This window comes from Flavobacterium sp. SP2 (genome assembly GCF_057626655.1).
This window is the reverse complement of record NZ_JBVHBT010000001.1, coordinates 680,712-695,083: the sequence shown is the minus strand read 5'-3', so window position 1 is coordinate 695,083 and position 14,372 is coordinate 680,712. Positions and strand designations below refer to the sequence as shown.

Genomic DNA, 14,372 nt, shown 5'->3' with positions numbered 1-14,372 from the left:
TTGCGAGTTAATTGCCAATTTGGATGTTATTTTTGACGCCGAAATTGAAGGTCAAAAACCGCTTCAACAAAACAGTAACTTATTTTAAAACAAACAAGTAGAAAATAATACCCTTACAACCCAAAAAAATTAAAAATTTTATGAAAAAACAATTACAATTTAAAAATTTCTTACAAACGTTGCTGCTCCTTGCCTTTTTAGGTTTGGGACAAGTGGGGTTTGGGCAGGTGTGGAATTACGATTTTGGAACAGGAACAGGTACTTTTAGTAGTACCACAGCCTCTACAACATTCTTACCTACACCAACTGCAGGCACGGCCCGAGTAAGAATGGGTACGAATCCTGGAACTACAATTTTAGCAAATCCAGGTGTTGCCTTAGGTTCTAATTCAGAAATGCAATTTACATCGAATACTGGAAGCACGTCAACATCGAAAATGTCCATTTACGATTATACTGCATCGAAAATTGGATATGCAAAATTTAAGATCGCTTTCAACGGTGGTACAAATGGTATTTATTATTTTACCATGGGCGATGGAACTACTTTCTCTGATAGTAATGCAATTGCAGTTACTCAAATTTTTGCTGGAATTCAATTTAATTTTGGGGCTTCAAATCAAATTACCTATAACGTAATTAGTGCTGGTGCATATATTTCTACTGGTATAACAAATCCCACAACTTTGTTTTCTCAAAGTACTTCCAATGAATATTTGGTCGAAGTATATATGAACAATAATCTTACATCTACCACCTATCAAAAAGGAGGTTCTAATTCATTAGCTAATGCTACTTGGGATTTATGGGTCAATGGTGTTAAAGTTGGTGTTAATTTATCTAAAGGTAATCTTCCTGCAAATGCAAATATTGATTCGTTTGCATTTAATCATCAGTCAAGTGCCACTTCACCAGGAACATTATATATCGATGATATTGAATACTCGAATGCATTACCAAGTGCTCCAACATACGCATTAACTTATAACGGTAACACCAATACTGGTGGTACAGCTCCGGCTACTGTAAACTATGCAGAAGCTGCTTCCGTTACCGTTGCAAATGCAGGAACTTTGGTAAAAACAGGTTTCACTTTTAGCGGTTGGAATACGGCTGCTGATGGTACGGGAACTCCTTATGCTGCAGGTTCTACTTTAATAATGCCTGCAAATGCGGTAACATTATATGCACAATGGACAGCCGCAACAACTCCAGTTTTGGCAATTTCAGGTACTTTAGCCCATGGTTCGGTTTGTCCGACCTTTCCAGCCACATCAATTACATATACAATTACTAATAATGGTGGTGCAACTGCCGACGGTATAACTGTGTCTTCCGATAATCCAGAATTTGTAGTAAGTGGTTTGTCATCAACATCAATTGCAGCTAATGGTACAGCAACTTATGTAGTAACATTTACTCCTGCAAGTGCTGGTGCAAAAACCGCTACAATTACTGTTTCAAGTACTACTTCTGGTAGTAACTCGCCAACAAATGCGCTAACTGGTACAGGAACAGCAACTGTTGCTGGAGCTGTTACTTCGAGTGCAGCAACTGGAGTTACGGCTAAAACAGCAACTTTAAATGGAAATGTTACTAATATTGGAACTTGTCCAACAATAATCGAAAAAGGGTTTGTATATGCTGAAACCAGTGTTAACGCAACACCAACCGATTCGGGGATAGGAGTTACAAAACAGTCAGTTGCTGGAATCGCAACTGGTGCATACACTTTGTCTTTAACAAATTTACCTTCTTCAACGCAGTACAGCTTTAGAAGTTATGTTTTTGATGGATCATCTTATGTATTTGGAGCCGTCTTGACATTTACAACATCGCCAGCTCTAGTTTTAACAGGAACATTGGCTCATGGAAGCGTTTGCCCTACACTTTCAACAGCGCCAATAACATACACTATAACTAATAACGGTGCTACAACTGTAAACGATATTGCAGTAGGTTCTTCAAATGGAGAGTTTGTAGTAAGCGGATTATCAGCAACGTCAATTGCTCCTTCTGCTACAGCAACCTATCAAGTTACTTTTACACCTTTAACTTCTGGAGCTAAAACAGCTACAATCACAGTAACAAGTTCAAACGCAGTAAGTGCTACCAACGCTTTAACTGGAACAGGAACTGCGGTTGTTGCACAAGCTGTTTCCACAAATACAGCTACTACGATTACAATTAATAGTGCAAATTTGAGAGCCAACGGAGTAACTTTCGGAGTTTGTCCAGCAACAACTGGAAAAGGATTTATTTATTCTGAAACTTCACTGAATAATGATCCTTTAATTGGTGGGAGTAGTGTTACAAATGTACCTTTAACTTTAGGTGCAGCTGGTAATTTTACACAAACAGTTACAGCTTTAGGTACGGGTATTAATTATACTTACAAAGCGTACTTATTCAATGGTACTACTTATACTTATGGTGCTAGTCAAACGTTTACAACTTTAGCGCCACCAGTTAATGATAACTGTACACTTGCCACAAATATTGTGGTTAATGCTGCTGCAATTACTGGAGATTTAGCCAATGCGACACAATCGCTACCAGCAATTTTATGTACTGGTACTGGAAATGCAGATGATGATGTATGGTTTAAGTTTACAACTGGTGATGCTGGTAGTTATACTATTGCAGCCAATGGCGGTTTAAATTTGGATTTGGTTTTAGACATTAGATCTGGCGCATGCGATGGAACCAATTTTGCATGTGTAGATAACACTATTGACCTAACTGAAACAATAACACTTTCGTTATTGGGCAATACTACGTATTATGTTAGATTATATGATTACGATGCTATCACATCCTTAACAACAACTACTTTTACAATTGCAGTTACATCAGTACCTGAATTGTCCAATAACGGTACATCAAGTTTAACTTTTGCTAATCAAAATGTACAAACAAATTCTGGAAGTCAAATTATTAATCTTTCTGGTTCTTTGTTGAATGGTGCTCCTGGAAATATCTTGGCAACAGCATCCAGTTCAGATTTTCAAGTTTCGATTGATAATACGACTTGGAACTCAACGGTTTCAGTGCCATATACTAGCGCAACTTTAACTTCAACGTCAGTTTATGTACGATTTACTCCACAAACAACAGGTGTGAAAACTGGAGATATTACTTTTTCAGGAGGAGGAGCAACATCGATAGTAGTAGCATTATCGGGTACAGGAATTTTTGAAGCTCCAGTTGCAACAGCTGCATCTAATATACTTCAAAATTCATTTCAAGCGAACTGGAACAGCGTTGTTGGTGCAACAGGTTACCAATTAGATGTTGCGACATCAGCCGATTTTACAGCAACTACTTTTACAGATTTAGCTTCTTGGAATTTTCCTTCTAATCCAGATAATGCTACCGCAGATAGCGGTATCTCAGCTAATACGGCAAAAACAATTTCAACGGTTGGAGGAACTGGAACAATATCCTATACTACGTTAACCTCTCCAAACAGCGTGACTTCAGTAGCTACAGCCAATGGATGGAATAACGGAAACAATACAAAGTATTGGATGGTAGATTTTTCAACTGTTGGATATTATAATAATAGACTTTCTTCGGTTCAAAGATCCTCTGGATCTGGTCCTCGTGATTTTAAAGTACAATATAGAATTGGTGCTTCGGGAACATGGTTTGATGTTGCAGGAGCAAGCGTTACAGTTGCAAATGATTACAGTACAGGAGTTTTAAATAACATTGTATTGCCAACAGCATGTGATAATCAAACCTCTGTATTTTTAAGATGGATAATGACTTCAAATAACCAAGTGTCTACTGGTACTGTAGCTGGTGGAGGAACAAGCGCAATTGATAATATTAATATTGAGGGTAATTTAGGTTTGTATGTCTCAGGTTATGCTAATTTGAATGTTGGAAATGTATTAAATCAAAATGTAACCGGTTTAACTCCAAACACACAATATTATTATCGCGTAAGATCTTTTGATGCTAATTCAACATCAAGTAATTCTAACGTAATCTCAGTGCGAACAGATGGCCCATTCTTGTGGACAGGAACAACAAACAATTTATGGTCTGTTGCTACAAACTGGTTTGGTGGTATCACACCTGATGGTACAAAAGATGTAATTATAAATTCAGGTACACCAATTCTTGACGTGAATTACACTGTTCCAACTTTAACAAGTTTGACTCTTAATGGAGGCACACTTACTGTAAATCCAACTAATGTTTTAACTGTTGCTGGAACAGCGGCATTTAACAACAACAATGTAATTTTAAAATCAGACGCTACAGGAACAGCGGCAATAGGTCAAATTACCGGTACTTTAAGTGGTGCAACTAATGTGACTGTAGAACGTTACATCGCCGGAAGAAGAGCGTTTCGTTTCTTGACACCAGGAGTAACTACAACTACGTCTATTTTCGAAAACTGGCAGAATAATGGAGTTGCTACGGCAGGAATTGGTACGCACATTACAGGTGGTGCAACCGGAGGTTTTGATGTTACAGAAACCAACAATCCTTCGCTACATACTTACGATGCACAAGCAACGGGAACAACAACTGGATTCACTGCTGCATTGAATACTAATGCAACAGTTTTAAAAGCAGGAGTAGGGTATCGATTACTAGTTCGAGGAGACCGTTTTGTTGATTTAACAGCGGCGTCTACTGAAAACGTGAACGTTCCAACTACGCTTTCGGCTAAAGGAACTTTGAAAGTTGGTCAAGTTGTATTTAGTGCAGACGGTGTAACTTTTCCTGATTCTCCTGTATTGATTAACAATCAGCCTGATAATACACAAACTAACGGATATACATTAATTGGTAATCCGTATGCAAGTCCGGTAGATTGGCATGCAGTAGCTAAAACAGGAGTGAAAAATAATGCGTATTATACTTGGGATCCAACGTTAGGAACTACAGCGCAAAGAGGTCGTTATGTGGTATATGCAGTTGATGGAAACGGTGTTGGTAGTACGAATTTGTTTGATGACAACAGTCCATTAGCACAAACTAACAGACAATTTTTACAATCAGGTCAGGCGGTATTCATCAAAAATGATGATTTAGCTGTGCCTGCGACATTAACTTTTGAAGAAAGTGATAAAGCAACTACAACTTCTTATGTATTCCGTTCGGCTACAGAAGGATTGACTACTACAAGTAATTCTAAATTGTTCTTGAGTATCTACGAACCAAATGTATTAGCATTAGGTGGTGCTCCAATTGACGGTGCTTTAGCCTTATTCGGAAGCAATTACAACAACTCATTAGATACTAACGATGTTGATAAATTGACTGCTTCAGGTGAAAACGTAGCTTTTGTTAGAGAAAACAAAAACTTAGCAATCGAAACGCTAGCTCCAGTTCAACTAAATGATGAGTTGTATGTAAAAACAATTTCTTTTCAAGCGAATAAGAACTATACGTTCAAAGTGAATACACAAGATTTTGATACTACAGTAAACGCTAAAATGGTCGATTTGTATTTGAATACTGAAACGGCAATTGATGTAACGCAACCAAGTTTTGTAACATTCAACACGACAACCGATGCCGCTTCTTATGGAGCAAACCGATTCAAGATTGTATTCAACAGCGCTTCATTGGCAAACGAATCGTTCAACAAAACATCGGTATCGGTATTTCCAAATCCGATTGTGAACAACCAATTTACCATTGCATTACCAAGTTCGGTAAGCGGATTGGTAACGGTAAGCATGAGCAATATGTTAGGTCAAGAAGTGTTTAGAACTTCAGCCAACGCTACTACAACAATGAACATCCAACCAAAACAACAATTGGAAGAAGGGATTTATGTAGTAAGCATCAGCAATGCTGGACAAGTAGTTCAAGCAAAAGTGGTGGTGAAGAAGTAGTTTTAGGTTGTAAGTTTTAGGTTGTAAGTTTTAGGTTGTAAGTTTTAGGTTTAAGGTTGATATTGAGATTTTTACAACCATAAGTGAGACCAAAACGGACACGTAAAAAAAGACTTATACAGTACCAAAAAGAATAAAGTGTACAATACGAATATAAATAAAGATAAAAATGAAAATACATAAAATACTAAAAGTTGCAGTGCTAACCTTATTGTTCACATTTCCTGCATTGAGTCACGCTGATGATTTGGGTGATGGTAATGGTGGTGGCGATGTTCAAGACGTACCTACCGCACCAATTTCAGATTACACGCCCTTATTAGCTTTAGGAGCTTTAGCATTGGGCTTCGGCTTGTTGAAGAAAAGAGCTACAGTGTAATACTAGTTTGCTAATAACGCAAGTTCTAGATACATATAAATTTAGTTAACCCTTTTTATATTGAAAACCATCTGTTTCGGCAGGTGGTTTTTTATTTATATATAGTCGTCTTTCTTATTTTTATCAACACGATAACGTTTTCGTTACAGTATATTTTAATGATTAGTAAAATAGATGCTAATAAATTATTAATATTGTGCTTATTATCATAATATTTTTGATAATCGAAAACAAGCATGTCTAAATAAAAAAAGAGATTTATGAAAAGAATTTTACTTGTAGTTGCACATTTGGCTTTTTTTGCTGGTTTTGCGCAGCAGAATGTTTTTAATCGTAGTGATTCGAATACTGGAGATTGGGGTAGTGGTAATTTACCATGGTTTTATCAAAGTAATCCTGTCAACAATCAAAACCAAGGCGATCCTGATAATAATAACACTACCAGAAACGATGTGTTTATAGGGCACAACAACAATACCACAATGTCTTTGAATGGTCGTTTTTACATTCATCGTGATTTTACATTCCAGATTGGTGCTTCCGTATCTAGAATTTTGAATAATACCACAAATGGAGGATTTTCTTTTACGAGAAATTTGATAAATCAATCAAGTGTATTGCATACATTCAACACTCCAGTTGGAGTTGATGCTACTAATGCTTCATTTGAGGTTTCCAATGCTTCAGGAAGTTTGCTGTTTAACGGTCCGGTTTTTACCAATAACCATCAAATATTCCTCCGTGGAGTGGGTGCAATCACATTTGCAGGAACGATGGGTCAAGGTGGCAATTTAGTGAAACAAAGTACTGGAACTTTTATACTATCAGGTAACGCTAATTTTACTGGAAATTTGTTTATAGATGAAGGAATATTACGAGCCGATAGGGATTTAGGGAGTGGTTCACTTGACATTGGTTCAGGTGTGCAAGCCCAAACTGCCAACGAGGCTACTTTTGAAATAAGTTCTGGAACTTTTTCTAAAAGTATAACTGTTAAAAATGTTGGGACTGGTGCTGGTAATCGTAACATACGATTTGTAAATACAACAGGTAAACCAACTATCGCTTCCTCTATAACTTTAGAGAAATCCGTAGCGCTATCAAGCAGTTTTGAGGGTTTGGTTGCAGGTGCAATTTCTGGTTCAGTGGGTATTGCAAAGCAGGGAGTTGGTTTAGTAGAATTGACAGCTCAAAATACATACACAGGATTAACAGAAATAACCGCTGGTGTTTTACAATTGAATAGAACAGGCGGAACTACACTACCAAGTACGAACACTATAACAGTTGCGGCAAGTGGTACATTGCGAGTAAGTCAAAATCAAACCTTAGCTGCTCTTACTATTAATGGTGGTACGGTACAAGTTGATGCTGGAGTTGTACTAACAGTAACTGATTTAAATTCTACTGGCGGTACTATAACTGGTGCTGGTACGGTTAGAATACTGAATGTTTTAGCTGTTTCTTCAGGAACTTTTACAACCAACAATAATGTGGTACTAGTTTCCAATGCGCTGGGTACGGCTCGTGTGGCTCCAGTTGGTGGCACTATTGCTGGAGAAGTTGTTGTAGAACGTTACATCGCAGGAAGAAGAGCGTTCCGTTTCTTGACACCAGGAGTAACTACAACTACGTCTATTTTCGAAAACTGGCAAAACAATGGAGTTGCTACAGCTGGAATTGGCACACACATTACAGGTGGTGCCACAGGAGGTTTTGATGTAACAGAAACCAACAATCCTTCGCTACATACTTACGATGCACAAGCAACGGGAACAACAACTGGATTCACTGCTGCATTGAATACTAATGCAACAGTTTTAAAAGCAGGAGTAGGGTATCGATTATTAGTTCGAGGAGACCGTTTTGTTGATTTAACAGCGGCGTCTACTGAAAACGTGAACGTTCCAACTACGCTTTCGGCTAAAGGAACTTTGAAAGTTGGTCAAGTTGTATTTAGTGCAGACGGTGTAACTTTTCCTGATTCTCCTGTATTGATTAACAATCAGCCTGATAATACACAAACTAACGGATATACATTAATTGGTAATCCGTATGCAAGTCCGGTAGATTGGCATGCAGTAGCTAAAACAGGAGTGAAGAATAATGCGTATTATACTTGGGATCCAACGTTAGGAACTACAGCGCAAAGAGGTCGTTATGTGGTATATGCAGTTGATGGAAACGGTGTTGGTAGTACGAATTTGTTTGATGACAACAGTCCATTAGCACAAACTAACAGACAATTTTTACAATCAGGTCAGGCGGTATTCATCAAAAATGATGATTTAGCTGTGCCTGCGACATTAACTTTTGAAGAAAGTGATAAAGCAACTACAACTTCTTATGTATTCCGTTCGGCTAGTGAAGGATTGACTACTACAAGTAATTCTAAATTGTTCTTGAGTATCTACGAACCAAATGTATTAGCATTAGGTGGTGCTCCAATTGACAGTGCTTTAGCCTTATTCGGAAGCAATTACAACAACTCATTAGATACTAACGATGTTGATAAATTGACTGCTTCAGGTGAAAACGTAGCTTTTGTTAGAGAAAACAAAAACTTAGCAATCGAAACGCTAGCTCCAGTTCAACTAAATGATGAGTTGTATGTAAAAACAATTTCTTTTCAAGCGAATAAGAACTATACGTTCAAAGTGAATACACAAGATTTTGATACTACAGTAAACGCTAAAATGGTCGATTTGTATTTGAATACCGAAACGCCAATTGATGTAACGCAACCAAGTTTTGTAACATTCAACACGACAACCGATGCCGCTTCTTATGGAGCAAACCGATTCAAGATTGTGTTCAACAGCGCTTCATTGGCGAACGAATCGTTCAACAAAACATCGGTAGCGGTATATCCAAATCCGATTGTGAACAACCAATTTACCATTGCATTACCAAGTTCGGTAAGCGGATTGGTAACGGTAAGCATGAGCAACATGTTAGGTCAAGAAGTGTTTAGAACTTCCGCCAACGCTAGCACTACAATGAATATCCAACCAAAACAACAATTGGAAGAAGGAATTTATGTAGTAAGCATTAGCAATGCTGGACAAGTAGTTCAAGCTAAAGTGGTGGTGAAGAAGTAGTTTTAGGTTGTAAGTTGTAGGTTTAAGGTTGATATTGAGATTTTTACAACCATAATTGAGACCAAAACGGACACGTAAAAAAAGACTTGTACAGTACCAAAAAGAAAAAAGTATACCATACGAATGCTAAATAAAGATAAAAATGAAAATACATAAAATACTAAAAATTGCAGTGCTGACCTTGTTGTTCACGTTTCCTGCATTGAGTCACGCCGATGATTTGGGCGATGGCAATGGCGGTGGCGATGTTCAAGACGTACCTACAGCACCAATTTCAGATTACACGCCCTTGTTAGCTTTAGGAGCTTTGGCATTGGGCTTCGGCTTGTTGAAGAAAAGAGCTACAGTGTAATCTAGTTGTATTAGATACTAAAAATTCAGTTAACCCTTTTTATATTGAAAACCATCTGTTTCGACAGGTGGTTTTTTTTAAAGCATTGCATAACATCACATGATAGTTTGTAAATACAAAAGTAAGAGCTTGATTCAGAATCCTTTATTTTGTTAAAATCATGAAAAATTAATAGAGGAACAAGTAGTTTATCGGTTTTCGAAGTGATTTGTCGTCAAAAAAAACATATATGTCGCATCTATTCTATTTTTGAATACCAAAATAGATACCATGTTGATTATTAACACTCTTCCGAAAGCTGTACAGCGCCAAATTTTAGGGTTACTTATTTTATCATTATCGGTAACGAAGCACTTTGCTTTAGAATTTAATTCGTTGCAACCTTTAGTTAGCGTTAAGGGAAAACTCCTTCTTGCAGCTAACTTTAAGTCAGATTATGATGTAAAATATTTAGAAAGCATTGCGGTGCCAAGTGTTTTTACAGGAACTGCTACAATTGGAAATCCAATAACAACTGCCACTATTTTGGGTGCTATTTCTTCTGATGGTGGTTCAGCTGTATCTTCTTATGGTGTAGTTTATAGCACGCAACAAGGCTTTACCACTGGAACTACTGTGACTTCTACCAATTTATCAAATGGTGAATTTAGTGCAAGTTTGTCTGGATTGCAGTCAGAAACTACCTATTACTACCGTACCTATGCAACCAACTCTTCAGGCACATCCTTAGGTGAGGAACAAAGTTTTACAACGCCAACCATAATTTGGAATGGTACTTCATGGAATAATATAACGGGTCCAACTTTAATCACTAATGCTTTGATTAATGGGAATTACAATGGCACAACTTTCGGATTGATTTCTGTCAAGAATTTGACTGTTGCTTCTGGAGTAACTGTTTCTAATTCACTTCGGCTTACTGTTTCGGGAACCATTATCAACAATGGTGTAATCAATATTACGGATGGTGGATTGACTTTACAAGGAACTTCGGCACAAATTATTCCTGCTGCTGCCTTTGCAAATAATGAAATTAAAGACCTCCTCGTAAATAACGGAGCTGGCGTAACTTTGACAGGAATTTTAAACGTAACAGGAACAGTGGGTGTTACTAATGGAAGTTTAAATTCTAATGGAAATTTAGTATTAAAATCTACCGCATCTCGAACCGCTCAAGTCCTAGCGCTTCCTGCTGGAGCTACTATTACAGGCGAAGTTACTATTGAACGCTACATTTCGGGTCGTAGAGCTTTTCGTTTTTTAACTCCTGCTGTTACAACAACAACTTCGATTCGAGAAAATTGGCAAAATAATGGAGCCCTTGTTTCAGGATTGGGAACGCACATTACAGGTTTGGATGGAGCTACTAATGGTTTTGATACCACTGGAACTAACAACCCTTCAATGCACACTTATAATGCACAGGCATTGGGAAATTTGACTGGATTTACAGCAATTACCAATACCAATACCACGTCGTTGAAAGCTGGAGTAGGTTATCGATTATTAGTACGTGGAGACCGTTTTGTAAATTTGAATGCAGCTTCTTCAGATGCAATGAATCTACCTACAGTATTGTCTGCTAAGGGTACACTTACAACAGGTACGGTTATTTATAATTCTACAGCCTCGTCACCAGTACCAGTAAATGATAACGCAACTAATACGCAAACTAACGGATATACTTTAATTGGAAATCCGTATGCAAGTCCAGTAGATTGGCATGCTGTATCCAAGACTGATGTACGAAATAATGCCTACTACACCTGGGATCCAACTTTAGGTACCGCATCGCAAAGAGGACGCTATGTGGTATATTCTCAAACTTCTGCAACTACAGGAACGACCAATTTATATGATGATTCTACTGTTTTATCTCAAAACAATAGGAGATACCTTCAATCTGGACAAGCGGTATTTATAAAAAATACAAGTTTAGCAATACCAGCGACATTGACCTTTACCGAAAGTAGTAAATCAAGTGTTTATGCCTATGCATTTCGTTCATTTGAAGAAAATGCTTTGGAATTAGAAGCTCCAATTTCTAAACTATTCTTGAGCCTGTACGAACCCAATGTACTAGCCTTAGGTGGTGCTCCAATAGACGGCGCTTTAGCCTTATTTGGAAGTAATTATAATAATACGTTAGATGCTAACGATGTCGATAAATTGACTGCTTCGGGTGAAAACGTATCTTTTGTTAGAGAAAGCAAAAACTTAGCCATCGAAACCCTAGCACCAGTACAATTGAACGATGAGTTGTATGTGAAAACCATCGCATTCCAAGCGAATAAGAACTATACATTCAAAGTAAATACACAAAATTTTGATACTACAGTAAACGCCAAAATGGTCGATTTGTATTTGAATACTGAAACGGTAATTGATTTAACGCAACCAAGTTTTGTAACATTCAATACTACAACCGATGCCGCTTCTTATAGTGCGAATCGATTCAAGATTGTATTCAACAGCGCTTCATTGGCAAACGAATCGTTCAACAAAACATCGGTATCGGTATATCCAAACCCGATTGTAAACAACCAATTTACCATTGCATTACCAAGTTCGGTAACAGGATTGGTAACGGTAAGCATGAGCAACATGTTAGGTCAAGAAGTGTTTAAAACTTCGGCCAACGCTACACCAACGATGAACATTCAGCCAAAACAACAATTGGAAGAAGGGATTTATGTAGTAAGCATCAGCAATGCTGGGCAAGTAGTTCCGGTCAAAGCGGTGGTGAAGAAGTAAGGTTGAGGATAAGGTAAAGATGGCAATCAAAAATTTTCATCATAATTCAAACTTATAGAAAACCCTAATTAAAACTACTATCGAACCAAAGAAGAAAAAAGTATACCATACGAATGCTAAATAACGATAAAAATGAAAATACATAAAATACTAAAAGTTGCAGTCCTAACCTTGTTGTTCACGTTTCCTGCATTGACTCACGCTGATGATTTGGGCGATGGCAATGGTGGTGGAGATGTTCAAGACGTACCTACAGCACCAATTTCAGGTTATACACCCTTATTGGCTTTGGGTGCTTTGATTTTGGGATATCGATTTACTGCAATAAAAAGTAGCTATTCCAAGCATTAATAAATTATGTAGGAAGAATTCTTTATAGAATTTTCAATACATTCCTATTAAAAATCAGTATTTTAAAGTGTTTTAAATTAGACGAAAAGCACATTTAAAGGTTGTACAACATCGAATTGCTTCTTGAACGAGTTTCGAGGTTGTTTATCGAATTTTTTTCTTAGATCGTGGTATTGGCTGTAGTTTTGCTAAAGAAATATAACAGAAATCAATTCTAATGCAAATTACAAGTAACATCGTATCACAGAGAACAATTAAAAGAGTAGTCATCACTGCTACTTTATTAATTATGGCTACTGCAGGTGTTTTTGGACAATCCAAATCAACTTCAAAAGATGCTTTAGAACTTGTTTCAAATAATACAAATGTTGAAGCTCAAGTTAGTGTTGTTGATGCAATTGCAGCTAGCGAATCGGATATTGATTTTATGAATTGGTTCATGGGAACTAAACAAAGTCAAAATTCAAGAACAGAGGAAGCTGTTAAAACAACTACCAATACAAAAAAGCAAATGATTATTTCTGGAGGAACTCCAAATAGAGTGCTTTACCGTACTTTTATGAAAAAAGTTATTAGTATCGAAAATGCGTTAGTATAATAATTTAAAAATAGTTAGTTAAGTTTTAATACTACAAACTAAATTGAGCCATTGTGCTCAATTTTTTTTTGTTTTTTGTATATAATCGATAATATGTGCTAGTTGTGGCATATTTTTGGAATAATACAATTTATGTGTTCATTTTGTCTTAACCTACAATTTACTATACAATGAAAAAATACTTTCTATTACTTTCGCTAGTTACCATTTTTACCGTTTCTGCACAAGTTGGTGTCGGAACTACTGTTCCAACTGCGCAACTTGATGTTGTTGCTACCAATAGAGGAATATTAATTCCTAGAGTCGATTTGACTTCACTTACTGTTGCTGCGCCGGTTACTAATCCGCTAGGTGGTGCTTTGGTTGTAAGTACTATGGTCTATCATAATGGAACGAATAACATTAATGCAGGTTACTATTATTGGGATGGCGCTAGATGGCAAGGAATAGGGAAGTCGGCAGAAGATCGTGGTTTACAATATTATGTATTTTCTGGAACTACAGGAACTACACCTGCAACAGAAAAGTCAACACTAAATGCTACATTAGCAGGTTCTGGAGTTTGGAATGGCGCTTTAGACTCTGCTGCAATGAATACTTTGAGAAATGGAGTAGATGATAACTTTATGATTTTGTTTACCGGAACATTGGTTGTTGAAACTGCTGGAACTTTTAGATTTAGAGCCAGAACAGATGATGGTGGTCGCGTTATAGTTGATGGAGTTCCGGTGGCTAATTTTTGGAATAATCAATCACCTGCAGATCGAGATGGTGTCTCATTTAACTTAGCTAAAGGTAAGCATAAAATAGAGTTTTGGTACTATGAGAATGCCGTTGGTCAAGAAATGGTATTTAGTTGGCTTTCAAATCCGTCAGGATTAACAGGAGTTGTAAATGCAAATTCCTTTATTATTGAATAGTTATTTACTTTACTAAATAAAAAAACTCCTTTAGCACATGTTAAAGGAGTTTT

General features: G+C 37.1%; 8 protein-coding genes. All 8 read left to right on the top strand.

What is annotated here, in order from left to right; translation table 11 throughout:
• Positions 1–140: 140 nt before the first annotated feature.
• The 8 genes from ACZ098_RS03395 (at position 141) to ACZ098_RS03360 (ending at position 14,319) form a co-directional block, all read left to right on the top strand.
• Complete coding sequence (locus ACZ098_RS03395) at positions 141–5,864, top strand: InlB B-repeat-containing protein (RefSeq protein ID WP_487310327.1); 5,724 nt, start codon at positions 141–143, stop codon at positions 5,862–5,864.
• Between the two features lie 169 nt (positions 5,865–6,033).
• Positions 6,034–6,243, top strand: coding sequence for a hypothetical protein (locus tag ACZ098_RS03390; protein ID WP_487310326.1), 210 nt, complete (start codon positions 6,034–6,036; stop codon positions 6,241–6,243).
• A 260-nt stretch (positions 6,244–6,503) separates the two neighbouring features.
• Complete coding sequence (locus tag ACZ098_RS03385; RefSeq protein ID WP_487310325.1) at positions 6,504–9,344, top strand: T9SS type A sorting domain-containing protein; 2,841 nt, start codon at positions 6,504–6,506, stop codon at positions 9,342–9,344.
• Positions 9,345–9,525: 181 nt separating this feature from the next.
• The gene (locus ACZ098_RS03380) at positions 9,526–9,696 is read left to right on the top strand and encodes a hypothetical protein (RefSeq protein WP_487310324.1); all 171 of its coding nucleotides are present in this window, start codon (positions 9,526–9,528) and stop codon (positions 9,694–9,696) included.
• Between the two features lie 270 nt (positions 9,697–9,966).
• Complete coding sequence (locus ACZ098_RS03375) at positions 9,967–12,450, top strand: T9SS type A sorting domain-containing protein (RefSeq protein ID WP_487310323.1); 2,484 nt, start codon at positions 9,967–9,969, stop codon at positions 12,448–12,450.
• A 132-nt stretch (positions 12,451–12,582) separates the two neighbouring features.
• Entirely contained in the window at positions 12,583–12,801 is a 219-nt protein-coding gene (locus ACZ098_RS03370) for a hypothetical protein (protein ID WP_487310322.1), read from the top strand.
• A gap of 217 nt (positions 12,802–13,018) precedes the next feature.
• The gene (locus ACZ098_RS03365) at positions 13,019–13,399 is read left to right on the top strand and encodes a hypothetical protein (RefSeq protein ID WP_487310321.1); all 381 of its coding nucleotides are present in this window, start codon (positions 13,019–13,021) and stop codon (positions 13,397–13,399) included.
• Positions 13,400–13,569: 170 nt separating this feature from the next.
• Positions 13,570–14,319: a PA14 domain-containing protein gene (locus ACZ098_RS03360; protein WP_487310320.1), complete on the top strand. Its 750-nt coding sequence runs from the start codon at positions 13,570–13,572 to the stop codon at positions 14,317–14,319.
• Positions 14,320–14,372 lie beyond the last annotated feature (53 nt).

Bases quoted from the DNA above. Each gene is read 5' to 3' on its own strand.
- ACZ098_RS03395 (WP_487310327.1), top strand. From the start codon at position 141: ATGAAAAAACAATTACAATTTAAAAATTTCTTACAAACGTTGCTGCTC.
- ACZ098_RS03390 (WP_487310326.1), top strand. From the start codon at position 6,034: ATGAAAATACATAAAATACTAAAAGTTGCAGTGCTAACCTTATTGTTC.
- ACZ098_RS03385 (WP_487310325.1), top strand. From the start codon at position 6,504: ATGAAAAGAATTTTACTTGTAGTTGCACATTTGGCTTTTTTTGCTGGT.
- ACZ098_RS03375 (WP_487310323.1), top strand. From the start codon at position 9,967: ATGTTGATTATTAACACTCTTCCGAAAGCTGTACAGCGCCAAATTTTA.
- ACZ098_RS03370 (WP_487310322.1), top strand. From the start codon at position 12,583: ATGAAAATACATAAAATACTAAAAGTTGCAGTCCTAACCTTGTTGTTC.
- ACZ098_RS03365 (WP_487310321.1), top strand. From the start codon at position 13,019: ATGCAAATTACAAGTAACATCGTATCACAGAGAACAATTAAAAGAGTA.
- ACZ098_RS03360 (WP_487310320.1), top strand. From the start codon at position 13,570: ATGAAAAAATACTTTCTATTACTTTCGCTAGTTACCATTTTTACCGTT.